At 61.2% G+C, this 24,065-nt stretch carries 22 protein-coding genes; 13 read left to right on the top strand and 9 right to left on the bottom strand.

Annotated features, from left to right (window positions below; all coding sequences use genetic code 11):
* Positions 1 to 43: 43 nt before the first annotated feature.
* The 3 genes from fcl to V1292_RS18525 all read right to left on the bottom strand — a co-directional run bounded on the left by fcl (position 44) and on the right by V1292_RS18525 (position 2,830).
* The gene (fcl, locus tag V1292_RS18535) at positions 44 to 997 is read right to left on the bottom strand and encodes a GDP-L-fucose synthase (protein WP_334374161.1); all 954 of its coding nucleotides are present in this window, start codon (positions 995 to 997) and stop codon (positions 44 to 46) included.
* Positions 978 to 2,063, bottom strand: coding sequence for a GDP-mannose 4,6-dehydratase (gene gmd, locus V1292_RS18530; protein WP_334374160.1), 1,086 nt, complete (start codon positions 2,061 to 2,063; stop codon positions 978 to 980). The genes fcl and gmd (V1292_RS18530) overlap by 20 nt, the downstream gene beginning before the upstream one ends.
* 92 nt (positions 2,064 to 2,155) lie before the next feature.
* Positions 2,156 to 2,830, bottom strand: a complete 675-nt coding sequence (locus tag V1292_RS18525) for a Crp/Fnr family transcriptional regulator (RefSeq protein ID WP_334363816.1) — start codon at positions 2,828 to 2,830, stop codon at positions 2,156 to 2,158.
* Positions 2,831 to 3,129: 299 nt separating this feature from the next.
* On the opposite strand from V1292_RS18525, the gene V1292_RS18520 reads away from it, so the two are divergent.
* The 6 genes from V1292_RS18520 to V1292_RS18495 all read left to right on the top strand — a co-directional run bounded on the left by V1292_RS18520 (position 3,130) and on the right by V1292_RS18495 (position 10,454).
* Complete coding sequence (locus V1292_RS18520) at positions 3,130 to 3,951, top strand: ABC transporter ATP-binding protein (protein WP_028351612.1); 822 nt, start codon at positions 3,130 to 3,132, stop codon at positions 3,949 to 3,951.
* Positions 3,948 to 5,879: a long-chain fatty acid--CoA ligase gene (locus tag V1292_RS18515; RefSeq protein WP_334374159.1), complete on the top strand. Its 1,932-nt coding sequence runs from the start codon at positions 3,948 to 3,950 to the stop codon at positions 5,877 to 5,879. Before V1292_RS18520 ends, V1292_RS18515 begins: the two co-directional genes overlap by 4 nt.
* A gap of 232 nt (positions 5,880 to 6,111) precedes the next feature.
* Positions 6,112 to 7,005, top strand: coding sequence for a branched-chain amino acid ABC transporter permease (locus V1292_RS18510; RefSeq protein WP_334374158.1), 894 nt, complete (start codon positions 6,112 to 6,114; stop codon positions 7,003 to 7,005).
* A 6-nt stretch (positions 7,006 to 7,011) separates the two neighbouring features.
* Complete coding sequence (locus tag V1292_RS18505) at positions 7,012 to 8,085, top strand: branched-chain amino acid ABC transporter permease (RefSeq protein WP_334374157.1); 1,074 nt, start codon at positions 7,012 to 7,014, stop codon at positions 8,083 to 8,085.
* Between the two features lie 58 nt (positions 8,086 to 8,143).
* Positions 8,144 to 9,424: an ABC transporter substrate-binding protein gene (locus V1292_RS18500; protein WP_334374156.1), complete on the top strand. Its 1,281-nt coding sequence runs from the start codon at positions 8,144 to 8,146 to the stop codon at positions 9,422 to 9,424.
* A 187-nt stretch (positions 9,425 to 9,611) separates the two neighbouring features.
* Positions 9,612 to 10,454 carry an ABC transporter ATP-binding protein gene (locus tag V1292_RS18495; protein WP_028351617.1) on the top strand — a complete coding sequence of 281 codons (843 nt, stop codon included), beginning with the start codon at positions 9,612 to 9,614 and terminating at the stop codon, positions 10,452 to 10,454.
* 11 nt (positions 10,455 to 10,465) lie between these two features.
* Here the strand turns inward: V1292_RS18495 and V1292_RS18490 are convergent, their stop codons facing one another.
* Positions 10,466 to 11,626, bottom strand: coding sequence for an AGE family epimerase/isomerase (locus tag V1292_RS18490; protein WP_334374155.1), 1,161 nt, complete (start codon positions 11,624 to 11,626; stop codon positions 10,466 to 10,468).
* A gap of 89 nt (positions 11,627 to 11,715) precedes the next feature.
* On the opposite strand from V1292_RS18490, the gene V1292_RS18485 reads away from it, so the two are divergent.
* Entirely contained in the window at positions 11,716 to 12,942 is a 1,227-nt protein-coding gene (locus V1292_RS18485) for a phenylacetate--CoA ligase family protein (protein WP_334374154.1), read from the top strand.
* A gap of 98 nt (positions 12,943 to 13,040) precedes the next feature.
* Here V1292_RS18485 and V1292_RS18480 read toward each other — a convergent pair whose 3' ends face one another.
* On the bottom strand, positions 13,041 to 13,463 hold the full coding sequence (locus V1292_RS18480) for a hypothetical protein (protein WP_334374153.1): 423 nt from the start codon (positions 13,461 to 13,463) through the stop codon (positions 13,041 to 13,043).
* A gap of 767 nt (positions 13,464 to 14,230) precedes the next feature.
* Between V1292_RS18480 and V1292_RS18475 the strand changes: the two genes are divergently transcribed.
* From V1292_RS18475 to V1292_RS18450, 6 genes are all read left to right on the top strand, one after another.
* On the top strand, positions 14,231 to 15,106 hold the full coding sequence (locus V1292_RS18475; RefSeq protein ID WP_334374152.1) for an NAD-dependent epimerase/dehydratase family protein: 876 nt from the start codon (positions 14,231 to 14,233) through the stop codon (positions 15,104 to 15,106).
* A gap of 125 nt (positions 15,107 to 15,231) precedes the next feature.
* Complete coding sequence (locus V1292_RS18470; RefSeq protein WP_334374151.1) at positions 15,232 to 15,732, top strand: D-glycero-alpha-D-manno-heptose-1,7-bisphosphate 7-phosphatase; 501 nt, start codon at positions 15,232 to 15,234, stop codon at positions 15,730 to 15,732.
* Positions 15,733 to 16,803: 1,071 nt separating this feature from the next.
* Complete coding sequence (gmd, locus tag V1292_RS18465) at positions 16,804 to 17,880, top strand: GDP-mannose 4,6-dehydratase (RefSeq protein WP_334374150.1); 1,077 nt, start codon at positions 16,804 to 16,806, stop codon at positions 17,878 to 17,880.
* On the top strand, positions 17,861 to 18,031 hold the full coding sequence (locus tag V1292_RS18460; protein WP_334374149.1) for a hypothetical protein: 171 nt from the start codon (positions 17,861 to 17,863) through the stop codon (positions 18,029 to 18,031). Before gmd (V1292_RS18465) ends, V1292_RS18460 begins: the two co-directional genes overlap by 20 nt.
* Positions 18,032 to 18,075: 44 nt before the next feature.
* A complete protein-coding gene (locus tag V1292_RS18455; protein WP_334374148.1) occupies positions 18,076 to 19,245 on the top strand; it encodes a glycosyltransferase family 4 protein in 1,170 nt (389 codons plus the stop codon).
* A gap of 164 nt (positions 19,246 to 19,409) precedes the next feature.
* Positions 19,410 to 20,723: an aminotransferase class III-fold pyridoxal phosphate-dependent enzyme gene (locus V1292_RS18450; protein ID WP_334374147.1), complete on the top strand. Its 1,314-nt coding sequence runs from the start codon at positions 19,410 to 19,412 to the stop codon at positions 20,721 to 20,723.
* A gap of 4 nt (positions 20,724 to 20,727) precedes the next feature.
* Here V1292_RS18450 and V1292_RS18445 read toward each other — a convergent pair whose 3' ends face one another.
* The 4 genes from V1292_RS18445 to V1292_RS18430 are packed head-to-tail and all read right to left on the bottom strand — an operon-like array spanning position 20,728 to position 24,038.
* Positions 20,728 to 21,393, bottom strand: coding sequence for a hypothetical protein (locus V1292_RS18445; RefSeq protein ID WP_334374146.1), 666 nt, complete (start codon positions 21,391 to 21,393; stop codon positions 20,728 to 20,730).
* 4 nt (positions 21,394 to 21,397) lie between these two features.
* Complete coding sequence (locus V1292_RS18440; RefSeq protein ID WP_334374145.1) at positions 21,398 to 22,174, bottom strand: imidazole glycerol phosphate synthase cyclase subunit; 777 nt, start codon at positions 22,172 to 22,174, stop codon at positions 21,398 to 21,400.
* Between the two features lie 10 nt (positions 22,175 to 22,184).
* A complete protein-coding gene (hisH, locus tag V1292_RS18435; protein WP_334374144.1) occupies positions 22,185 to 22,823 on the bottom strand; it encodes an imidazole glycerol phosphate synthase subunit HisH in 639 nt (212 codons plus the stop codon).
* Positions 22,824 to 22,859: 36 nt separating this feature from the next.
* A complete protein-coding gene (locus V1292_RS18430; RefSeq protein ID WP_334374143.1) occupies positions 22,860 to 24,038 on the bottom strand; it encodes an N-acetyl sugar amidotransferase in 1,179 nt (392 codons plus the stop codon).
* Positions 24,039 to 24,065 lie beyond the last annotated feature (27 nt).

The raw sequence follows: 24,065 nt of genomic DNA, 5'->3' as shown, positions 1-24,065 counted from the left end.
CCCGGATACATCCGGGGCTTTTTTATTGCAGGAAGGCCTATTTCTACTGCGTCATTGAGTGCTCGCTGAGATAAGCCTGGTAGGCGAGCCGGATGCCGTCCTCGAGCTTCGTGCTGGCGCGCCAGCCGAGTTTTGCCAAGCGGCTGACATCGAGCAGCTTGCGCGGGGTGCCGTCGGGGCGCGAGGCATCAAAACCGATCTCGCCGCTGTAGCCGACCGTCGCCGCGACCACGCGGGCGAATTCGGCGATCGTGATGTCCTCGCCGGTGCCGATATTGACCAGCTCGCTCTCCGAATAGGTCTTCATCAGATGGATGCAGGCGTCCGCCAGGTCGTCGACATAGAGGAATTCGCGCCGCGGCGTGCCTGTGCCCCAGACCACGACCTCCTTCGCGCCAGAAACCTTGGCCTCGTGAAAGCGGCGGATCAGGGCGGCGACGACGTGGCTGTATTCGGGATGATAATTGTCGCCGCTTCCGTACAGATTGGTCGGCATCACATTGATGAAGTCGGCGCCGTACTGGCTGCGATAGGCCTCCACCATCTTGATGCCGGCGATCTTGGCAATCGCATAGGGTTCGTTGGTCGGCTCCAGCGGGCCGGTCAGCATGGAATCCTCGCGCAGCGGCTGCGGCGCCAGCTTGGGATAGATGCAGGAGGAGCCCAGGAACATCAGCTTCTCGGCGCCGTAGACATGCGCGGCATGGATCACGTTCGCTGCAATCGCCAGATTGTCGTAGAGGAATTCGGCGCGCAGGGTGTTGTTGGCGACGATGCCGCCGACCTTGGCGGCCGCCAGAAACACCGCCTGGGGCCGGTTGGCGGCAAACCAGCGGTTGACCGCGGCCTGATCGCGCAGATCGACCTCATTGCGGGGCGTCGTCAGCAGTTCGACGTCTTCCCGCGCCAGCCGGCGCACCAGCGCGGCGCCGACCATGCCGCGGTGGCCGGCGACGTAGACGGTCTTGCCCGTCAGCTCAAACGGCAGGCTTGCCATTGGCGACCTCCCGCTTCGCTTCGTCGAGATCGTTCGCCACCATTTCCTTGACCATCTGGGCGAACGACGTCTTGGGCTTCCAGCCCAGTTTCTCGCGCGCCTTGCTGGCATCGCCGACCAGAAGATCGACTTCGGTCGGCCGGAAATAGACCGGATCGATGCGGACCACGGTGGTGCCGGATTTGGCGTCGACCCCGGTCTCGTCGACGCCCTGGCCGCGCCATTCGATGCGGCGGCCGACTTCGGCGAACGCCAGTTCGACGAATTCGCGCACCGAGCGGGTCTCGCCGGTCGCCAGCACGAAATCGTCCGCCGCATCGGCCTGCAGGATCCGGTGCATGCCCTCGATATAATCGCGCGCATGGCCCCAGTCGCGCTTGGCCTCGAGGTTGCCGAGATAGAGCACCTCGTCGAGGCCAACCTCGATGCGGGCGACGCTGCGGGTGATCTTGCGGGTGACAAAGGTCTCGCCGCGGATCGGGCTCTCGTGGTTGAACAGGATGCCGTTCGAGGCAAACATGCCGTAGGCCTCGCGGTAGTTCACCGTGATCCAGTAGCCGTACAGCTTGGCGACGCCGTAAGGCGAGCGCGGGTAGAACGGCGTGGTCTCCTTCTGCGGCACCTCCTGGACCAGGCCGTAGAGCTCCGAGGTCGAGGCCTGGTAGAACCGCGTCTCCTTCTCCATGCCGAGAATGCGGATCGCCTCCAACAGCCGCAGCACGCCGATGGCGTCGGCGTTGGCGGTGTATTCCGGGCTTTCGAAGCTGACCCCGACATGGCTCTGGGCGGCGAGGTTGTAGATCTCGGTCGGCCGGATCTGCTGCATCAGCCGGATCAGGTTGGTCGAGTCGGTCATGTCGCCGTAATGCAGCAGGAACGGCACCTTGCGGGAATGCGGGTCCTGGTACAGGTGATCGATCCGCGCCGTGTTGAACGAGGACGACCGCCGCTTGATGCCGTGGACTTCATAGCCGAGGCCGAGCAGATATTCGGCCAAGTAGGCGCCGTCCTGGCCGGTGACGCCGGTGATCAGCGCCACGCGCCGCTGTGAATCTTGAGCCGCCATATCTTCTCCAAACCCGCTTGTCGCGCAGGCCATAGCATTCGACCTGCGCCAAGTCTATCGCCAAAGCCGTTTGAAATCAGGCTCTTAGGCACTTAATCGCCATGGTGGCGCAAGCGTTCGAGTTCGATGATGGTGACGCCGCCATATTCAAGCCGCAGCAAGCCCTCCTTCTCGAGCCGCTTCAGGCACTGGTTGGCGTTTTGCCGCGAAATACCGGAGAGCGCTCCGATTTCCTCCTGCGTGATCTCCAGGTGGCGCGTCATGTCCGGATAGAGAATCGGGTTGAACAGCGAGGCGATGGAACGCGCAACGCGGCTGGTTGCGTCGAGCGTGCGGCCATGTTCCACCGCTCCGATGAACTGGCCGAGCCGCTCGTTGAGCTGCCGGACCAGAAAGCGGTTGAACGCGACGCTGTTCTCGAACAGCCAAAAGAAGGTGCTACGGTCCATCAGCGCCAGCCTGGTGTCGCGCAATGCCACCACGTCGTAACGGCGCGGCTCGCCCTTGAGCACCGAGCCTTCGCCGAACCAGGCGCCGGCCGTGAGGCCGGCGAAGGTCGCGGCCTTGCCCCCGCTCGACACCGTACTCATCCGGGCAAGACCCGTGACGATGCCGGTCCAATAGTCGAAGGGATCGCCGCGCATGAAGATATGCTCGTTGGCGCGGTAGGATTTCTCGACGATGCCGGCACGGGCGACCTCGATTTCCCGCTCGTTCAGTTCGCGCGACCAGGCCGCGATACGCTTGAGGTTATCCGCAGCAATCATGATCGCATCGACCGTCGCGCCCCACTTGCTGCACTGCAGCAGAAGTACAGTTTGGCAAAATTTCCCGACGAATTGTCAGGCAAAAGACATTTCAAACTATCGCATTGCCCTAAGGAGGGCCACCTCGGCGGGTGTGCCCATGGCGCTACCGGTTGGGGTGCGGCGTTACCACGCGTGATGCCGGCCGTGATCGGCATCGTTAGTCGGATGGCCGGAAGGTCACCCCGGATGTAAGATTGCGGGTGCAGTTGCGAACGATAGATAAAGAGCGCGGCAAGCGCCTTATCTGGAGGGAATGAGTGGCTCATACGTTGGAAGTGCGCGGCGTGTCGCTGCGCTTCGGTGGCGTCCGTGCGCTGACCGAGGTCTCGTTCGGCGTGAACGAGGGCGAATTGTTCTCGATCATTGGCCCGAACGGCGCCGGTAAGACCTCCATCGTCAATTGCATTTCCGGCCGCTACAAGCCCACCGAAGGCCGGCTATTCTACCGCGGCAAGGATATCACCGGCCTCAATCCGAACGCGCGGCCACAGCTTGGCATCGGCCGCACTTTCCAGAACCTGGCGCTGTTCCACCACATGAGCGTGCTCGACAACATCATGGTCGGGCGGCACCACCTTCTGAAGAACAATTTTATCACCGGTTCGCTTTACTGGCTGACCGGCGCGCGGCGCGAGGAACTCGAGCACCGCCGCAAGGTGGAAGAGATCATCGATTTCCTTGACCTGCAGTCGGTGCGCAAGGCGACCGCCGGCACCCTGCCCTACGGCCTGCGCAAGCGCGTCGAGCTGGCCCGCGCGATGGCGCTGGAGCCGCAACTGATTCTGCTCGACGAGCCGATGGCCGGCATGAACTTCGAGGAAAAGGAGGACATGGCGCGCTACATCGTCGACCTGAACGAAGAGTTCGGCATGACCGTCATGATGATCGAGCACGACATGGGCGTGGTGATGGATATTTCCCACCGCGTCATGGTGCTGGATTTCGGCCGCAAGATCGCCGAAGGCGATCCCGCTTCCGTTCTCGCCGATCCGCATGTGAAACGCGCCTATCTCGGCGAAGAGGATGAGGTCCTCGTCGACCCCGACGACACGCCGGCGCCTCGGGAGAGCGTGGCATGATGGATTACGCCGGGCGGGCCGCCCTAGCCGATACCTTTCCAAAGCTGCTGCGCCTCAACGCCAGGGAGCACGGCGGCGAGATTGCGCTGCGCGAAAAAGATCTCGGGCTGTGGCGCATCTTCACCTGGAGCGATTACCAGACCCGCGTCCATGATTTCGCGCTCGGCTTGGTCGAGCTGGGTCTTGGGCGCGGCGACGTCATCGGCATCATCGGCGACAATCGCCCGGACTGGGTGGCCGCCGAAATCGCAACGCATGCGATTCGAGCCATGAGCCTAGGTCTTTATCGCGACGTGCTGGACGAAGAAGCGGCCTATCTGCTCAGCTACGGCGAGGCCAAGCTGGTGTTTGCCGAGGACGAGGAGCAGGTCGACAAGCTGCTGGCGCTGGCCGATCGCGCCCCCAACCTCAAGCACATCGTCTATTCCGATCCGCGCGGCATGCGGAAATACGACGATCCCCGCCTGATGGAAGCCGGGAAGCTCGCCACGATGGGCCGCGACCGCGCCGCGCGCGAGCCGGGCCTTTACGACCGGCTGGTCGACGCCACCCGCGGTGAGGATGTCGCGATCCTCTGCACGACATCAGGCACCACGGCCAATCCCAAGCTCGCGATGCTGGCGGCGGGCCGCGTCCTCAAACATTGCGCGACCTATCTCGCCTTCGATCCGAAGGGACCGGACGACGAATACGTCTCGGTGCTGCCGCTGCCCTGGATCATGGAGCAGGTCTACGCGCTCGGCAAAGGGCTGCTCTGCCGGATGAAGGTCAACTTCGTCGAAGAGCCTGAGACCATGATGCACGATTTCCGCGAGATCGCGCCGACTTTCGTGCTGTTCGCGCCGCGGCTCTGGGAATCGATCGCCGCCGACGTGCGCGCCAGCGTGATGGATTCCTCCCCGCTGAAACAAAAGCTGTTCGACATCGGAATGAAGACGGGCCTCTCGGCGCTGGCGCAGGGTAAGCATTCGATGTTCGCCGATCAGCTCCTGTTCCGCGCGCTGCGCGATCGCCTGGGCTTCACCCGGCTGCGCTCGGCGGCAACCGGCGGCGCCGCGCTCGGGCCCGATACTTTCAAGTTCTTCCAAGCCATGGGCGTGCCGCTGCGCACGCTCTATGGCCAGACCGAATTGCTGGGCGCCTACACGCTGCATCCGGCCGGCAAGGTCGATCCGGATACGACCGGCGTGCCGATGGCCGGCGATATCGAAATCCGCGTCGACAACCCTGATGTCAACGGCGTCGGCGAAATCGTCGTGCGCCACCCCAACATGTTCTTAGGCTATTACAAGAATCCGGAAGCCTCGGCCGCCGACATCAAGGACGGCTGGATGCATTCCGGTGACGCCGGCTACTTCAACAATGATGGCCAACTCGTCGTCATCGACCGCATCAAGGATCTCGCCGAGACCGCGCGCGGTGAGCGCTTCTCGCCACAATATCTGGAAAACAAGCTAAAATTCTCGCCCTACGTCGCCGAGACCGTCGTGCTCGGCGCCGGCCGCGACGCGCTAGCGGCGATGATCTGTATTCGTTATTCGATCATCTCGAAATGGGCGGAGAAGAACCGCATCTCGTTCACGACCTATACCGACCTCTCCTCGCGCCCCGAGGTCTATGCGCTGTTGCGCAAGGAAGTGGAAGGCGTCAACGCCACGCTGCCGCCGGCGCAGCGCATCTCGCGCTTCCTGTTGCTCTACAAGGAGCTCGACGCCGACGACGGCGAATTGACGCGCACCCGCAAGGTCCGTCGCAGCGTCATCAACGAAAAATACGCAGACATCATCGACGCGATCTACGGCGGCAAGAGCGACATTCCCGTCGATACCGTGATCCGCTTCCAGGACGGCAGCACCCAACGCATCCGCACCACGCTGCGGGTCGTCGATCTAGGCGGACCCGCGCCGATGGCGGAGGCCGCGGAATGAAGCTGATGCAGCAACACAGTGCGGCGCCAGTCGATGCGCCCTCTCCCCTTGTGGGAGAGGGCTACACCGCCATTCACCACGAACTCACTGCGGTGAGGGGTTTCTCTCCACATACGCGTATGCGGAGAGAACCCCTCACCCGTCTTCGCGAAGCCTGTCATCGGGCGGCGCTTCGCGCCGACCCGTTGGCGAAGCCACCCTCTCCCACAAGGGGAGAGGGAAAGAGGGCCGCATGAACACCCAGCTTCTGATCCAGCTCCTCGTCAACGGCCTCGTGGTCGGCACGCTCTACGGCGTGGTCGCGATGTCGTTCGTGCTGATCTACAAGGCGACGCAGGTGGTGAACTTCGCGCAGGGTGAACTGCTGCTGGTGGGCGCCTGGGTATGCTGGTGGCTGCTGACCAAATATCAGGTGCCGTTCTATCTGGGCATGCCGATCACGCTGGTGTTCATGTTCCTGTTCGGCATCGCGATCCAGATCGTCATCCTGCGCCCCATGATCGGCGAGCCGATCATTTCCGTGATCATGGTGACGATCGCGCTCTCGACTGTGTTCGCCGCGCTGATGAAGTGGATGTTCGGCGTCAATTTGCAGCCATTCCCGCGCATCTTCCAGACCCAGAACGTCAACATTCTCGGCCTGCAGGTACAGACCGTCTATCTGATGAGCCTCGCCGTCTCAGTGGCTATGATGATTGGGATGGCGTGGTTCTTCCGGCTGTCCAAATATGGTCTGGCGATGCGCGCCACCGCGTTTAACCAGCAGGTGGCGCAGTCGCTCGGCATTTCCGTCAAAAGCGTATTCGCGATGGCCTGGGCGATCTCGGCGACCGTCTCCGCCGTCGCAGGCGTGGTGGTGGCCGTCGTCAATGGCGTCTCGGCAGGCCTCTCTGCCTATGGCGTCAAGGTGTTTCCGGCGGCGATCCTCGGTGGTCTCGACAGCGTTGGCGGCGCCGTGCTCGGCGGCATCATCATCGGCCTGTTGGAAAACCTCGCGCACTTTCTCGACAGCGAATATCTGCACTGGGGCAATCTCTACGAGATCGCGCCGTTCTATGCGCTCATCATCATCCTCATGATCAAGCCGTACGGCCTGTTCGGCACCAAAGACATCGAGCGGGTGTAACCAATTATGGCAGGCCAGACCCTCATTCCCGCCGGCGATTTCCGCACCAGCTATGCGGCAGATACCACCGTGTTCCCGACCACGACCAGCCGCAACGCCATGATTGCCGGCGTAGTGCTGATTTGCTTTGCGCCACACGTCGTCAACGAATACATCCTCAGCCTGCTGATCCAGATCGGCATCTTCGGCATCGCGGCACTTGGGCTGAACATCGTCGTCGGCTTCACCGGCCAGATCTCGATCGGTCATGCTGCCTTCTTCGGTTTCGGCGCCTTTACCTCGGCCTATCTCTCGAACCGGTTCGGCATTCCCGTCTTCTTCTGCATTCCGCTCGCCGGCGTCGTGACGGCCGCGGTCGGTCTGGTCTTCGGCCTGCCTGCGGCGCGGCTGAAGGGGCTTTATCTCGCGATCGCGACGCTGGCGGCGCAATACATTCTGCTCGACTTCTTTGCCCGCGCCGAGTGGTTCACCGGCGGTAGCGTTCCCGCCAGTGCCGAGCCATTCTCGATCTTCGGATACATGCTGCGTGGCGATAAGCAGTACTTTTACGTCGTGCTGGCCTATGTCGTCGTCTGTTATCTCCTGGTCACCAACCTTATCCGTTCGCGCGACGGACGCGCGCTGGTCGCCGTGCGCGACCATTATCTGTCCGCCGAGATCATGGGCATCAACCTGACCAAATACCGGACGCTGTCGTTCGGCCTCGCCGCCTTCTTTGCCGGCGTCGGCGGCGCGCTCTATGCGCATTACAATCAGGTTGTCTCCAACGAAGGCTTTGGCATCGATCGCTCGATCATCTTCCTCGCCATGATCATCATCGGCGGGCTCGGCTCGATCATGGGCACGCTGATGGGCACCGCCTTCATGGTGCTGCTGCCGGAATCGATGGAATGGCTCAGCGTCGCGCTCCGCGACAGCCCGATCGACCAGTTTCTCGGACTAAAGAACAATATCGCTTTCTTGCGCGAGATGGCCATCGGCCTGATCATCATCATCTTTCTGGTGTTCGAGCCGGATGGACTTGCGCATCGATGGCGGCAGATCAAGGCATACTGGAAACTCTACCCGTTCTCGCATTGAGGTCGGAACGGGACGAACAACGAGAAGACCTCGAGAAGTAACCGGGAGGATTATGTCTATGATGATGAAGACTCTGTTGAGCACAGCCTCGCTTGCTTTGCTGTTGGGTTCTACCGCGGCATCCGCCCAGGCGCCGGTCGCGCTGGGGCATCTCACCGACTATTCAGGACCAACTTCGGACGTCGGAACGCCGTTCGGACAGGGTGTCGCCGACACCTATGCATGGATCAACAAGAGCGGCGGCATCAACGGCGCCAAGGTCAACCTCGATACCGTCGATTACGGCTATCAGGTGCCGCGCGCCATCGCCCAGTACAAGAAATGGTCGGGCGCCGACAAGGTCGCCGCCATTCTCGGCTGGGGCACCGCCGACACCGAAGCGCTGACGGGTTTCCTGGCCCAGGACAAGATCCCGGATATCTCGGCATCCTATGCCGCAGCACTCTCCGATCCGACCGGCGCCGGCGGAAAGGCCAAACCCGCTCCCTACAATTTTTTCTATGGTCCCAGCTACTCGGACGCACTTCGCGGCATGCTGACCTGGGCCGCCGAGGACTGGAAAGCCAAGGGCAAGTCCGGCAAGCCGAAATACGTCCACATGGGTGCCAACCACCCCTATCCGAACGCGCCGAAGGCGGCAGGCGAAGCAATTGCCACCGACCTCGGGTTCGAAGTGCTGTCGCCGATCGTGTTCGCATTGACGCCCGGTGACTACAGCGCGCAGTGCCTGACGCTGAAGAGCTCGGGCGCCAACTACGCCTATCTCGGCAATACCGCGGGCTCCAACATCTCCGTGCTCAACGCCTGCAAGGCCGCCGGTGTCGACGTTCAGTTCCTCGGCAACGTCTGGGGCATGGATGAGAACGCCGCCAAGGCTGCCGGTGCTGCCGCCGACGGCGTGGTGTTTCCGCTGCGCACCGCGATCGCCTGGGGCGGCAACGCGCCCGGCATGAAGGCGTTTATGGAAATCTCCAAGATGTCGGACGCGGCCGGTACCGCCTACCGTCCCGTGCATTACCTCGCCGGCGTCTGCACCGCGCTCTACATGAAGGAAGCCGTCGAATGGGCCGCCAAGAACGGCGGCGCCACCGGCGAGAACGTCAAGAAGGGCTTCTACCAGAAGAAGGATTGGGTGCCCGCCGGCGGCGAAGGCATCTGCAACCCCTCGACTTTCACCGAGAAGGACCACCGCGGCACGCTCAAGGTCGATCTGTATCGCATGAAGGTCGCAGGTGCGACCGACGCCCCGCTCAACGAGCTCGTCAAGAGCGGCGGCATCAAGATGGAGAAGGTGAAGACGATCGACCTGCCGCGCAAGCCCGACTGGCTGGGCTGGTGAGGTCGGGAGGCGCCTGTAGTCGCCTCATCACTCAACTGTCATCCCCGCGGAAGCGGGGATCCAGTACGCCGCGGCTTCTCGATTGATCGCAGGCGCCTCTGGAATACTGGATCACCCGCATACGCGGGTGATGACGGCGGTGGGGGAGCGGACGCCCCGCTCCACTGACAACGCCAGGATCGGGAAAATGACTGAAGCAACCGAACTCAATCGTCCTGCGAAGACTGCCGCGCAAGCCGCCGCCCCGCTGCTCAGCGTCCACAACATCGAGGTGGTCTACGATAAGGTCATCCTGGTGTTGCGCGGCTTGAGCCTTGAAGTGCCGAAGGGCGCGATCGTGGCGCTGCTCGGCGCCAACGGCGCCGGCAAGTCGACGACGCTGAAGGCGATCTCGGGCCTGCTCAAAACCGAGGACGGCGAAGTGATCCGCGGCGAAATCGTCTTCGATGGCGAGCGCATCAACGGCATCGACCCCGACAAGATCGTCCGCCGCGGTATCTTCCAGGTGATGGAAGGCCGCCGCATCATCGCCGACATGACGTCGATCGAAAACCTGAAGCTCGGCGCGTTTACCCGCACCGACAACGAGATCGCCGCCGACATCGACATGGTGTTCAGATATTTCCCGCGGCTCAAGGAGCGCACCGGGCTCGCCGGCTATCTCTCCGGCGGCGAACAGCAGATGCTGGCGATCGGCCGCGCGCTAATGGCGCGCCCCAAGATGATCCTGATGGACGAGCCGTCGATGGGCCTGTCCCCGCTCCTGGTCAAGGAAGTGTTTGGGATCATCAAGGCGATCAACCGCGACCTCGGCGTTACCATCCTGCTGGTGGAGCAGAACGCGCGCGCGGCGCTCTCGGTCGCGAGCCACGGCTACATCATGGAACAGGGCAAGGTGGTGCTCGACGGCACCGCTGACGAATTGCGCGATAACGAGGACGTCAAGGAGTTCTATCTCGGCGGCGCCGGCGACCAGCGCAAGAGTTTCAAGAACCTCAAGAGCTTCAAGCGGCGAAAGCGGTGGCTGTGAGGTTTAGGTGCTCAACCGAGCACCTGCTCCGCTTCCGCGACCGCGCAGAGAACATGATAGAACGAAGACGCAGGAATGGTGGCGACCAGGGAGTTCCCGTCGCGGTCGAATTGGTCGTACCAGCCGCCCGTGACGGGATGGCTGAGATAGTGCCGTTCGAGCCGCGCCAGCGCCGCGCGCGCTTCATCGGCCGCTCCCGCTTCCCCCGCCTCGGCTTGCGCGATCCACGCCTTGGCGATTTCCGTCTGCGGCCACAGCCGGCGCGTATGCCGCCTGATGTTGCCGCGGGCGTCGCCTTCGTCGATCAGGCAGCCGGTCGCCTCGTCGCGATGGCGCAGCGCTGTTGCCAGCAATTCGCCGCGATAGCGCCCGGTCGGACAGCCGGTGATGCGCTCAAAACCTTTCAGCAGCCACGCCCATTCCGCCTGATGTCCGGGCTCGACACTGACCGGCTCGATCTTCGACCAGTCCTCCTCGAAATATTCGCCAAGCACCTGCCGCTGCTTATCGTAGAGGTTGGCCAGAAACAGGCTGAAGAAATTTCCGGCCCTGTTCTGGAACACGAGGTCATGTGTCGCGTCGAACGCGGCAATCATCGCCTCGAACATGTGCATCTGCGGGTTTTGCCGCCGCGGCATCGATACCGGCAATCCCTCGTGAACCCCGCCATGCGGCGAGCGAAGCTGCGTCTCGATGAAGTGGCAGAGCGAGTCGATCTCGGCGCGAACCTGCGCGTCGCGATCGAGGCCATAGACTGTTGCGAGGGCGAGCAGGATAAAGGCGTGGTCGTAGGAATCCCGCAGCGGATCCAGCACCGCGCCGTCAGGCTTCAGCGTATGCACAAAGCCGGGCTTGCCGTCGGGGGCTTTCGCCTTCGCCAGCAGGTGCTCCAGCCCTTTGAGCGCGATCGCGCGCCCCTGCGGATACCAGCCCATCTGCGCCGCCTTGGCGAAGCAATAGATCTGGCGCGCCTGCACGAAAACCCGGCGCGGCGCCAGGCGGTCTGCACGGCCGTCCGGATTGAGCCGATCGATGAAGCCGCCCGTTGCGTCGTCCCACCCCTCGGTCGACCACAGCGGCAGGCAGTGGTCGATCGTGCGAAGCTTCAGCTTGGCGACGATATCGGCCGAATCCAGCGTGTCTGCCGCCGCAGCGGTATCTCTTTCAGCCATTGCGTTCCCTGGAACATCAACACCGGTGGAAGCCGTCTGATAGCACGTCAGAGGCGGCACGCAATCGGCGCTCACCTGAGGCATCAGCCATGACCGACCACTACGACGCCCTTGAAACGCGCGAGCCGGGCATACGCGAGGCGGAGCTGTTTTCAAAGCTTCCGGACGTCCTGCGCAAGGCGCTCGCCGCGCCGGCCTATGCCGAGCGCTTGAAAGGCATCGATCCCGCTTCCGTGACCAGCCGCGCCGCGCTTGCTGAGTTGCCGGTGCTGCGCAAATCGGAACTCCCTGCCCTGCACAAGGCCGCGCCGCCCTTCGGCGGGTTTGTGGCGGGGCCGCTTGGGTCGTTCGGACGGCTGTTTACCTCGCCGGGGCCGATCTTCGAGCCCGAGCCCGTTCACGCCGACCCCTGGCGTGGCGCGCGGGCGCTGTTCGCGGCGGGCTTTCGGCCCGGCGACGTGGTGCTCAACACCTTCAGCTACCATCTGACGCCGGGCGGCTTCATTTTCGATGCCTCGGCGCGGGCGCTGGGCTGCGCGGTGATTCCGGCCGGCCCCGGCAATACCGAGCAGCAGTTTGAACTGATCGAGGCCTATCGCCCGGTCGGCTATAGCGGCACGCCTGATTTCCTCAAGATCCTGCTCGACGCGGCCGCGAATGCCGGACGTGATGTCTCCTCGATCAAGCGCGCGCTAGTCTCCGGCGCGGCGTTTCCGAAATCACTGCAGGACGAAGTCAAGGCGCGCGGCATCGACGCCTATCAGGCGTTCGGCACCGCCGACCTCGGCATGGTCGCGTTCGAGACGCCGGCGCGCGAGGGCATGGTCGTCAACGAAGATATCATCATGGAGATCGTGCGTCCCGGCACCGGCGATCCCGTGGCACCCGGCGACGTCGGCGAGATCGTCGTCACCTCGCTCGATCCGCAGCATCCCTGGATCCGGCTCGCGCTCGGCGATCTTACTGCGGCGCTGCCGGCAACAAGCCCATGCGGGCGCACCAACATGCGCATCAAGGGCTGGATGGGTCGCGCCGATCAGACCACCAAGATCAAGGGTATGTTCGTCCGCCCCGAGCAGATCGCCGAGATCGGCAAGCGCCATCCGCAACTCGGAAGACTACGCCTCGTCGTCACGCGATCCGGCGAAAGCGATCTGATGACGCTGAAAGCGGAAACGGCGTCGCCCGGCGAGGCGCTACAGGTCGAACTCGCGGCAACGCTGCGCGCGGTGACGAAGCTCGGCGGCAATGTCGAACTGGTTGGCGCAGGCGCGCTGCCGAACGACGGCAAGGTGATCGCGGACGAGCGGACCTGATTTGTTACAAGGATGCCGCAGACGACGTCACGGCGCTGCCGATGGTAGAGCAGCGGCCCGCCAGCGAGAGCTGGCGGGCTTTCCGTTTCGGAGTCGGCCTAATCGGTCGTCTCCGGCACAACGGCTCGGTATGAACGACCATTGGTCGCCGGATCACTGTTGTCGCTCGAGGAAAACACAAAACCCTGACCGCGCCAGTGTGAGAAACGGCCCATGCCCAGCTTGGCAATATCTGCGTGCACGCTGTGCGGTGGGCCTAGCGGCTTGTCGTCTTCATAGATCAATACGCGAGAGCGCTCGTTGTCGTCCTCGGAATCTGGTTCGCCTAAGCGCGCGCCTGTGGGAATCCAACTATGTGCGACCACGGCATGGGGCGAATCTCCCAATCGCTCGAAGCCGCGAAGGACAGCAATCTCTTTTCCTGAAAGAGGGTAGGAATACTTGAAGTAAGAGGCGAGCGCGAAATAGCCGATGATGCCGGCTATTGCTACTACCCATTTCAATTTACCACTGGCCTGCATGCCGCGTGGGTTCCATCGGTGGCCTCATACAACTATCACGAGTGGATCGACGTGTCCATCACTTTGAGGAGATCATAGTTTCCTCGAATGACAGGACACACGCACCAGAATCACGAGATTGTCAAAGCTGGGCTCAAGAAACTCGTCCCTGAGGAAGCCAAGGAGGCGATCGAGTACAGTATCCGAGCGAAGCGCTTGAGGTCCGGCGCGATTGAACCGATTGAGATGCACAGGTCCATGGTGCACGTTCATCTGATCACGTTGCTCGCCCATTCATCCGCCGTTACTAGCGGGGCATGGAGAGAGGACAATCGTAAGACCAATTCAACGCGCCGGCCGTCGCGCCGAGCTCACCTCTTCAAGCTAATGGTGCGGCCATGGTGAAGTCGCCGGGCCAGACCCCGCCGCGTTGTCAGAGGAGGACAGTTGTCGCATTTTGAGCTTTTGACGGAACCGTGACACGCTCTTAAACTAAATTCGAGGTTGTCAACGGCAAGCGGATCACAACTGCAATCCATCTTCCACGGGTATCAATTTGCCTTTGCTGGAAGTTCCCTCGCTAAACCCTTGGTTGGCCAGAACTGATTCGGGCGGCTATATTGGCTGCCTGAGGCTTGTCGCCCAGAGCTTAAAATGCGGGTTTCATGCAACAGCAAATTTGGCCAAAGCCTGTCACCGGGCCAATGATCTCGCGACAGGAGCCTGCTACGGGGCCGGCCGGATCGCAAGATAGCGCGGTGGCATCCTTCTGCCAGGATGGCCTCAACATGGAAAAACCCAGAGTGCTCGTGACCGGCGCCGACGGGTTCGTCGGACGCCATCTCGTTCGCCACCTCGCCATGCGGGGGTACAGGGTGATCGCGGCATCAAGAGCGACATTTACTTTTGACAATCCAAACATCGCCGCCGTCTCTCTTCCGGACATATCGAGGCTGTTCGACTGGCAGCCGCTCCTGTCGCAATGCGACACCGTAGTACATCTGGCCGGAGTAGCGCACAAATATGCCGATGATAGCCTTTACGATCACGTCAATCATCGTGCGACCTCGGCGCTCGCGCAGGCGATATCCCGCGGCGCTACAAAGCATCTGGTGTTCGTTTCTTCGATCGCCGCCCAGTCCGGCTCTTATGCAGATCATGAGCTTACCGAGGATGATTTTCCAACGCCTCATAATGCGTATGGACGATCCAAGTTCGCCGCGGAACAGGCCATTCGCGCGGCGGGCATTTCATTCACGATCTTGCGGCCCGTCGTGATTTATGGTGATGGCGAGAAAGGAAACTTCGCGGTCATTCACCGGCTTTCGCGTCTTCCCATCCCGCTGCCGTTCGGGTCCCTGACCGCGCAAAGGTCCGTCCTGTCGATTCAAAACTTCAGCTCGGCGGTCGAGCTGGCGCTCAATAATCCCCGCGCGAAGCGAGAAACTTTTATCGTATCGGATCCCGAACCGGTAACGGTCGCAGATCTCATCGCGCGTTACCGCGTCGGCGCGGGCAGATCACCTTGGTTGATTCCAGTACCCGAAAGCTGGATTGGGGTAGCGCTTAAGGCCACAGGCCAGATCGCAATATGGGAACGGATCGGGCGGCCCCTGGTGGCTCCTCCAACCAAACTACTCGCGATCGGCTGGGAGCCATCCTAAGCGAATTGCGCTGCGCAACAAGGTCTTCACAGCTGCTACGCAGCAAAACTCCTGCACCATTAAGAGCTAGAATTGCAATCTAGTTAGCTGTGGCCGATAGCAGTCCGTGGCTTCAAGGTAGCGAAATGAAGAGACCAGCAGTTTTCTTCGATCGGGACGGAGTACTGAACGAGGATAGCGGTTATGTGTTCGACATCAGTAAGCTGAGGTGGATTGATGGCGCACGCGAAGCAATAAAGGCAGCCAATGATGCTGGTTACTTTGTATTCGTCGTTACAAATCAATCGGGAGTAGCCAGAGGCTTCTACGAGGAAACTCACGTTGAAGCATTACATAAGGTGATGATGGATGATTTGGCCAAAATTGGAGCACACGTCGATGCATTCGAATTCTGTCCTTATCACCCCGAGGCCGTGATAGAGCGGTATCGTCGCGTAAGCCATCGACGCAAGCCCGCTCCAGGCATGATCAACGATCTGTTGGAGCGCTTTCCGGTGGATGTCAGTCGCAGCATTCTCATAGGCGACAAGCCCAGCGATCTCGAAGCAGCACGGGCGGCTGGAATAAAAGGGTATCTGTTTGCGAGCCATAACCTCGAGCATTTCTTGAGGTCGGTCCTGGAATGAGGACCTGGCATACTTCGTCCACATCGTCCCTGAGTGCTAGATCGAATGGGTGCAGGCCTAACATCAATCAAAGTATCTAGCGGCCAGAGATGATAAGCATCGACTCCGGAGTTGGGATGCCAGTGAAAGCATCAACATTATCTGGCGCATGGTGCTAATGTTTTTCAGATTGAGAGGGTCTAACCACCCAGTAAGCTCTACCATTTGTCGCTGGATCAGTATTGTCGCTTGAAGACCAATATACCGTCGTGCCATTCTTCCTCCAATGCGAAAACCGGCCGCGACCTAACCTAGCGATGTCCGAATGATCGCTGTGTGCCGGCCCAAGACGTCTGTCATTCTCGTAAAGTTCGATGGTGGAGCGGCCCTTGTTATCTTCGGAGTCGGCCAATTCGTCGAACAACTTATTTCTCTCCTTCGCTACTGCGAATTTCGAGCCTCCGAATTGCGCAAATGGTGGCATGAGCCGGATCTTCACACCCGGAACATCAGGACCAAAAGCGAAGTTTGGATCTGGCGCGTAGGTAACCTGCAGCCAATGTGCTGCAACAAAATAGGTGCAAACTGCAGCGATACCGCAGGACAGCTTTATGAGCCTATATGAGACGATCACTGGGGCTAATGGTCACAAATGTGAAAACCTATGGCAACCGGTTCGTGTTGGCAAAAGCCGTCTTTCGACAGAACGAAAATAGTGTGTGCGTCCATGAGATACACAACTGGACGCCTCTGCATCACGAAACATCATGCAGATGCGGAATCCTTCTACTCTAACTGTTTGTGTTTCGCACGTCGACTGTCGATGTGCCCGGCTCGGCGATGTAGACTGAGCTATCCTGATAGGCGCTGAAATGCAGACGACGAAGCCGACGGCCGAATGAACAGGGTCCTTCGCTTGCATTTGCCAACTTTTTTGGGTTAAGGAGGCCAAGCCGGCTTGGATAAACTCGTGAACGGCAACCGAACCAGCACGGCAAGCGCCGGCAAGCTTTAGGCTGTTGGCCTGCTTGCCAATGATTCGCGTCACGCGTCTCGTCGGGATATTCCAGAACCTTTGTATAGGTTGGAGCTATGACACGGAAATCGCCTGTTGCGCTGATTACCGGCGTCACCGGCCAGGACGGCGCCTACTTGGCCGAATATCTGCTCGGCCTCGGCTATGAAGTCCACGGCATCAAGCGGCGGTCGTCCTCGTTCAACACGGCGCGGATCGATCACCTGTACCAGGACCCGCATTCCCGCAAGGTGCCGTTCCTGCTGCATTACGGCGACATGACCGACTCGACCAACCTGATCCGGCTGATGCAGCAGATCCGGCCGACCGAGATCTACAACCTCGCCGCCCAGAGCCATGTCGGGGTCAGCTTCGAAAGCCCGGAATACACCGCCAACGCCGACGCCATCGGCGTGCTGCGGCTGTTGGAGGCGATCCGCATTCTCGGCATGGAGAAGGAGACGCGGTTCTATCAGGCCTCGACCTCCGAACTTTATGGCCTGGTCCAGGAGGTGCCGCAGAAGGAGACCACGCCGTTCTACCCGCGCTCGCCTTACGGCGTCGCCAAGCTGTACGGCTACTGGATCACGGTGAACTATCGCGAGGCCTACGGCATGTTTGCCTCGAACGGCATCCTGTTCAACCATGAGAGCCCGATCCGCGGCGAGACCTTTGTCACCCGCAAGATCACCCGCAGCGTCGCCCGCATCGAGGTTGGCCTCGACGAGGTGCTCTATCTCGGCAACCTCGAGGCCAAGCGCGACTGGGGCCATGCGCGCGACTATATCGAGGGCATGCACCGGATCTTGCAGGCCGATGCGGCGGACGATTTCGTGCTGGCGACCGGCGAGACCCGCTCGGTGCGCGAATTCGTCGAACTGGCGTTCGCCGAAGTTGGTCGCCGCATCGAATGGCGCGGCCAGGGCGTTGACGAGACCGGCGTCGACACCAGGTCCGGCAAGACCGTGGTCCGCATCGATCCGGTCTATTTCCGCCCCACCGAAGTCGATCTTCTGGTCGGCGATGCCAGCAAGGCGCGGCAGAAACTGGGCTGGAAGCCCAAGACGTCGTTCGCCCAGATGGTCAAGGAAATGGTGGCGAACGATCTCGACGAAGCGAAGCGGGAGGTCGCCAATGGCAAGCCTGCCGTTTGAGCTGACGGGCAAGACGGTCTACCTCGCCGGCCACCGCGGCATGGTCGGCGGCATCGTTGCCAACAACACCCGGGCGGAACAGTCGACAGATCGACTATCGGAGCTCCACATCTCAGACAGCCCTCACACATGCACCGCTCTGCAAGGCTGATCCTCGCTACTCAGTTCTATCCTCCGGATACGAGCACGACGGCGGTGTATCTGGGCAAGATCGCCGATACGCTTGCGGCAGACAACCGGGTTGTCGTTGTTTCCGCCACCGCCAACCCGGATTCGCGCAGCGCGGACCCGCGCAGCAATCCAACCGTTGTCGAAATCAGAAACTGGAGTCCGCGCAAGTCCGCACTTGTGCAACGCGCGGCGGCGGTTTGCCTGCTAGCCGCGCGGATGTTCTTCTCGGTCTTGAGGCGAGCAACATCCAGCGACATCGTCTTCTGCGTAACGTCTCCTTTTACGTTGCCGTACACCGTGCTTCTGGCTGCAAAACTGCGCGGCGCCGCGACGCTGCTCCTCATCTACGATCTCTACCCCGAAGCGCTCGAAGCAGCCGGCCTGATCCAATCCAGGTCCTTTGCGGCCCGGCTCATCCGCCTCGCCAACACGCTCCTGTTCCGAAGCCTGGATGGCATCATCGTCATCGGACGGGATGTGCCGCCCCTGATCCTGAAGTACCCAGGCGTCAAACCAGACAAGCTTCACATCATCCCCAATTGGCCTCTGGTCCCAATCGGATATCGGGAGATCGACCCATCCAGCCGTTTCCGCGCTCCGGATGCTTCCAAATTCATCGTTGGATTATCAGGTAACCTCGGCTTCACCCACTCTCCTGCAACGGTGTTTGAAGCAGCAAAACTTCTGCAGTCAGAGAGCGACATTCATTTCATCCTGTCCGGATGGGGCGTCGGCTGGAAGGAATTGAATGACCTGTACGCGCAGGAAGGCCTCACCAACGTCACGATCCTGAGCCCGGTCCCCGAGGATGAGCTCATCGAGTTCCTGTCCGCGGCGGATCTTTGGGTGATACCCTATCGTCGAAATATCGCCGGCGTGTCGATCCCGAGCCGTCTCTACAATCTCTTGGCTGTCGGCCGGCCGGTCGTTATCGCGTCAGAGGCAAATTCCGAAGGAGCTCTGGCGCTCGGTGAACAGGCCATCGGTTGGGTCGTGCCGCCCCAGGATCCGGTCGAGCTTGCTCGGGCGATCCGGGAGGCTGCACGAGATCGTCAGGCGACGACCGAAAAAGGAATGCGAGCGGCCAGCGTCGCCTACAAATACCGGGAAGAAGCTGCGCTTGCCCTTTATCGCCGCGTCGTCAACGAGGTCCGGCAGGCAAGGATGGACCGCAGAAACGATCCAACGACCTGAAGACCTTTGGCCGGAGAAGTCACGTATTGCTCGTCAAGGCAGACGGTGCCGTGACGCGCCCCTTTATGCAATTCGATTGCGAGCGGTGAACCAGGTACGGCACCTTGCCTGACCAGGGGGCTTGGGGTATCCACCGCCTGCTTTACCTGCGGGAGAAACATGCGATGTCGAGCACTGGCCAAACGCTGTACCGGCGCGCGCGCAAGGTCATGCCCGGCGGAACGCAATTGCTCTCCAAACGGCCCGAAATGTTCCTGCCCGAGCAGTGGCCGACCTATTTCAAGTCGGCCAAGGGCGCCGAAGTTGTCGACCTCGACGGCAGGACCTATCTCGACATGAGCTATTGCGGCATCGGCGCCACCATCCTGGGCTTTGCCGATCCCGACGTCGACGCCGCGGTGAAGACCGCGATAGACATGGGCTCGATGTCGACGCTCAATTGCGCCGAGGATATCGAGCTCGCCGAACTCCTGGTCGAGCTGCATCCCTGGGCGGATATGGTCCGCTTTGGCCGCGCCGGCGGCGAAGCGATGGCGATCGCGATCCGCATCGCGCGCGCGGCCACCGGCCGCGACATGGTGGCATTCTGCGGCTATCACGGCTGGCATGACTGGTATCTCAGCGCCAATCTCGGCGAGACCACCGCGCTCGACGGCCACCTGCTGCCGGGCCTCGACACCAAAGGCGTGCCGCGCGGCCTCGCCGGGTTGATGCATCCGTTCCACTTCAACAAGCTCGACGAGATCGAGGCGATCGTTGCCGCTCACGCCGAGCGGCTCGCAGCGATCGTGATGGAGCCGGTGCGTTCTAGCGAGCCTGAACCCGCCTTCATCAAGGGTATACGAGCGCTCGCCGACCGCTGCGGCGCGGTGCTGATCTTCGACGAGGTGACGTCGGGCTTTCGCATCAATTCCGGCGGCGCGCATCTCGCCTATGGCGTCGACCCTGATATCGCGGTGTTCGCAAAGGCCATTGCCAACGGGTATCCGATGGCAGCGATCGTCGGCCGCGCGTCGTCGATGGACGCGGCGCAGGAGACATTTGTCAGCTCGACCGCGTGGACCGAGCGCGTCGGCCCGGTTGCAGCACTTGCCACCTTGCGCAAGCATCGCGAGCAGAATGTCGCCAGGCATTTGATGCGCATCGGCACCCGCATCCAGGAGGGCTGGACTCATGCGGCGCGGGCAACTGACCTGCCGGTGCACGTCTCCGGTATCTCGCCGCTCGGGCATTTCGCCTTCGATCTGCCTGACGCGCAGGAGGTGCGCACATTGTTCACGCAGATGATGCTCGACCGCGGCATCCTTGCCACCGGCTCGTTCTATGCGATGTGGGCGCATACCGATGCCCATGTCGATCGCTATCTGGAAAACGTGAACGAGGTGTTCCGCGAGCTGCGCACCGCAGTGGACCAGAAGGCCGTCAAGCAATTGCTGCGCGGCCCGGTCGCCCATTCCGGGTTCAAGCGGCTGACCTGATCGATCAGGCGCCCACACCGAAAATCTCGCGCCTCACATTGCGCGACGTCGGCGAGCGCGCGGCCTTCGGATAGATGCCGTGCAGCACGCTGTCGGCGGCGAGCGGGCCGCCATCGATGATGATTGCACCAGTGGATAAGAAGGTGTTGTCGCCGACGTCTGTCTTACCAATCACGCGGCTACCGCCATACATCACGATGCCACAGCCGAACGACGGGTAGTCGTTCTCGAGATTCGCGCCGACCGTGCAGTTGTGGTAGCAGATGAAATAATCCGAATAGCTGGCACGGCCGAGCACGGTGCCGACCGGATGCTGGACCGCGAATATGTCGGGCAACTCCACCTCGTAGAATGCGTCCAGCGCGTGCAAGGCTTTGTTGAGCGCGTAGGCTTTGTCGGCGATAGGATGGCCCGGTCGCTCGCGAAACACGGTGTTTGCGAGGTAGTAGAGGAAGATCGCATACTGGTCGGAGTGCCAATGCGAGAACCGCGCCTCGCCATTGACAAAGAAGCCCTTGAGCCTCACGCGCGAGAAGCAGTACTCGATCCGCCCGAGCGCGAGATCCACGAATTTCGGCAGGTCGCGAAGATCGGCACCATCTGGAAACAGATTCTCGAACTGTTTCCGCACGTAGATGGCGAGGTCATTGCGCTGAAGCGAGAGCTGCACGGTGCTAGTTCCTGCTGTTCGAACTCGCCCGCACATCGAGGCCGCGCGAAAAGAGATGGCTGCGCAACTTGATCGGGCTGTGGTCGGTGAACAGAAACATCGACGAAATCGCCACCGCGGACGCGCCGGCCTCCAGCGCGTCGATCGCGTGCTGCAGTGAACCGCAACCGCCCGAGACGATCAAGGGCACACTGAGTGCATTCGCCGCCTTGTGGATCATGTCCAAATCATAGCCGGACATGGTGCCATCACGGTCGATCGAGCCGAGCAGAATCTCGCCGCAATGCAGATCCTCGCAACGCAGCGCCCATTCGACCGGATCGAGTGCAGCGTGCTCGCGGCCGCCGTCGATGAACACGCTGGCGTGATTTGGGCTGATCTTCTTGTAGTCGATCGACACCGTGATGCATTGGTCGCCGAACACCCGCGCTGCGTCGCGGACGAATTCGGGACGCCGCACCGCTTCCGAATTGACCGAAACCTTGTCTGCGCCGGCGCGCAGCAACATGTTGACATCTTCAAGCGTCTTGACGCCGCCGCCGACAGTGAACGGCATGAATATCTCTTCCGACATCCGCTCGATGATATCGACCACGCGGCCGCGCGAGGCTTCGCTCGGCACGATGTCGAGCACGATCAGCTCATCCACGCCGTAGTCGTTATAGACTTTTGCGGTCGTCACCGGATTGCCGGCGACACGCTCGTTCTCGAAGAACCTGACGTATTTCACCAGCCTGCCGTCGCGCAGCAGGAATTTTGGGATCAGTCTCTTCTTCAGCATCGCGCGCGCTTTACGGATTCCAGCGGAGGAAATTGCTCATCAGCTCGATGCCGCTGTCCTGGCTTTTCTCGGGATGGAACTGGGTCGCGGCTATATTGTCTTTCGCGATGATCGCGGTCACGGATTGACCGTATTGCGCAAGGCCTACGACGTCGCCCGAGCTCTTGCAGCGCATAGCGAAGGAATGCACGAAATAAAAAGCGAGATTGCTCTCGCGGATACCGGCGAGGATCGGATGGTCGCGCTCCCGAGCCACTATGTTCCAGCCCATGTGCGGGATCTTCAGCGCGGGATCGTTCGGCATCAGGCGCACGACATCGGCGTCGAACCAGCCCAGCCCGCGATGCAGGCCCCCGTCATCGGCATGCTCTTCCGAGGACTGCGCCAGCAATTGCATGCCGAGGCATACGGCCAGGAACGGCTTGCCCTTTTCACGGACGTGACGTTCAAGCAACTCGTCGATGCCGCGGGCGCGGATGTTGAGCATGGCGTCGCCGAAGGCACCGACGCCGGGCAGGATCACATGCGAGGCATCGGCGATCACGTCGGCGTCGTGGGTCACGATCGGATTGTGGCCGCAGTACTCAACAGCATTGCGGACCGATCGCACATTGTTGATACCGTAGTCGACGATCGCAACGTCTGACATCGCCTTAGCTCCCCGCCGACAGCGCGGTTGAAAAAATCAGCCCTTGCCGCCGATTTCGACACCCGGATGGTTCGGCCACGGCACCGAGGTCCGGTCCCACTTGTCCATGTCAGGCATTCTCCTGCCCGGCTCCACCGCGTTCGGGGAAAACTGCCACGGGCTGACCTCGTGCTTGATCGCGATGCCGAGGAACTGTTCTTCGGTCAGTTGCAGATAATCGAGGAACAGATCGAGGCTCGGCGGCCGCTTGCCGTCATATTCGCGCACCAAGGCCTCTCCCTGCTCCCGGGTCATGCGCTTGTTGCGGATGTCGATATTGGCGAGATGGTTGGTCCGCCCCATGCCGCGCTTGATGTATTTCAGGTAGTCGCGCACGCCCTGGAAGAAGCACTCGATCTTCTCATAGTCGTATTCCGGCGGAATGCCCTCGACCTCCTGGCCTTTCCAGCCGAGCTCGCTCTTGATGATATCGACGTGTTTCTTGGTGTCCCACTTGATGTAGCTGCCCAGGCAGACCGAGCGGCACTTGATACGCATCAGTTCCTTGCGCGGCGGATATACGAACGGATAGAGGTCGCGTTTGGCAACGCGGCCGCCGAGGAATTCGTACATATCGTCGGCGGTGATGCCGAGATTCATGGCGCGATTGAAGCGCTTCTCGTCAACCTCTTCCATTTCGTCGTAAGAATAGAACGACTGGTATTCGGCGAGACTCTCGCCCCAGATCAGAAGGGGCGTCTCGTAGCGGATCGCGATTTGCATCGTGTGAGCGTAGATGCCGGTGTGGCAGTGCCAGCAGAAGTCGCCGCGGCGCTTCAGTGATTCCAGCATCAATTCGCGGACGACATGCCAATTCGGCGTAAAATTCAGGACATCGACGCCGAGCTGCTTGAACACGCTGGTGTTGTTCTCCTCGACCAGCGGCCGATAGAACCAGTGATCGAAACGCACGACCAGCGGTTTCAGACCGAGCTTGCGCACCACGTACCAGAGCTGGAACACGCTGTCCTTGCCGCCCGAATAGGGCAGGATGCAGTCGTAGAGGCCTTTGTCGCGGTACTGGCCGACCAACTCGGTGAGCTGCTTGTAGCGATCGTCCCAGTCGATCTGAGTGTCACGGACCTCGATCTGACGACAAACGCTGCAGGAACCGGCCTCGTCGAACGATGTTGCCTCAGCCGTTTCCGGCAACAAGCATTTGCTACAGCTCAACATTTCGGAGATTCTCGCGATTGCATGATT

This window comes from Bradyrhizobium sp. AZCC 1719, assembly GCF_036924525.1.
Lineage (GTDB): Bacteria > Pseudomonadota > Alphaproteobacteria > Rhizobiales > Xanthobacteraceae > Bradyrhizobium.
Note: the sequence above shows the minus strand (reverse complement) of the source record. Positions and strands in the feature narration are given on the sequence as shown.

Coding starts and splice junctions, on each gene's coding strand:
- fcl (WP_334374161.1), bottom strand. CDS start 997: ATGGCAAGCCTGCCGTTTGAGCTGACGGGCAAGACCGTCTACGTCGCC.
- gmd (WP_334374160.1), bottom strand. CDS start 2,063: ATGGCGGCTCAAGATTCACAGCGGCGCGTGGCGCTGATCACCGGCGTC.
- V1292_RS18525 (WP_334363816.1), bottom strand. CDS start 2,830: ATGATTGCTGCGGATAACCTCAAGCGTATCGCGGCCTGGTCGCGCGAA.
- V1292_RS18515 (WP_334374159.1), top strand. CDS start 3,948: ATGATGGATTACGCCGGGCGGGCCGCCCTAGCCGATACCTTTCCAAAG.
- V1292_RS18510 (WP_334374158.1), top strand. CDS start 6,112: ATGAACACCCAGCTTCTGATCCAGCTCCTCGTCAACGGCCTCGTGGTC.
- V1292_RS18505 (WP_334374157.1), top strand. CDS start 7,012: ATGGCAGGCCAGACCCTCATTCCCGCCGGCGATTTCCGCACCAGCTAT.
- V1292_RS18500 (WP_334374156.1), top strand. CDS start 8,144: ATGATGATGAAGACTCTGTTGAGCACAGCCTCGCTTGCTTTGCTGTTG.
- V1292_RS18495 (WP_028351617.1), top strand. CDS start 9,612: ATGACTGAAGCAACCGAACTCAATCGTCCTGCGAAGACTGCCGCGCAA.
- V1292_RS18490 (WP_334374155.1), bottom strand. CDS start 11,626: ATGGCTGAAAGAGATACCGCTGCGGCGGCAGACACGCTGGATTCGGCC.
- V1292_RS18485 (WP_334374154.1), top strand. CDS start 11,716: ATGACCGACCACTACGACGCCCTTGAAACGCGCGAGCCGGGCATACGC.
- V1292_RS18480 (WP_334374153.1), bottom strand. CDS start 13,463: ATGCAGGCCAGTGGTAAATTGAAATGGGTAGTAGCAATAGCCGGCATC.
- V1292_RS18475 (WP_334374152.1), top strand. CDS start 14,231: ATGGAAAAACCCAGAGTGCTCGTGACCGGCGCCGACGGGTTCGTCGGA.
- V1292_RS18470 (WP_334374151.1), top strand. CDS start 15,232: ATGAAGAGACCAGCAGTTTTCTTCGATCGGGACGGAGTACTGAACGAG.
- gmd (WP_334374150.1), top strand. CDS start 16,804: ATGACACGGAAATCGCCTGTTGCGCTGATTACCGGCGTCACCGGCCAG.
- V1292_RS18460 (WP_334374149.1), top strand. CDS start 17,861: ATGGCAAGCCTGCCGTTTGAGCTGACGGGCAAGACGGTCTACCTCGCC.
- V1292_RS18450 (WP_334374147.1), top strand. CDS start 19,410: ATGTCGAGCACTGGCCAAACGCTGTACCGGCGCGCGCGCAAGGTCATG.
- V1292_RS18440 (WP_334374145.1), bottom strand. CDS start 22,174: ATGCTGAAGAAGAGACTGATCCCAAAATTCCTGCTGCGCGACGGCAGG.
- hisH (WP_334374144.1), bottom strand. CDS start 22,823: ATGTCAGACGTTGCGATCGTCGACTACGGTATCAACAATGTGCGATCG.
- V1292_RS18430 (WP_334374143.1), bottom strand. CDS start 24,038: ATGTTGAGCTGTAGCAAATGCTTGTTGCCGGAAACGGCTGAGGCAACA.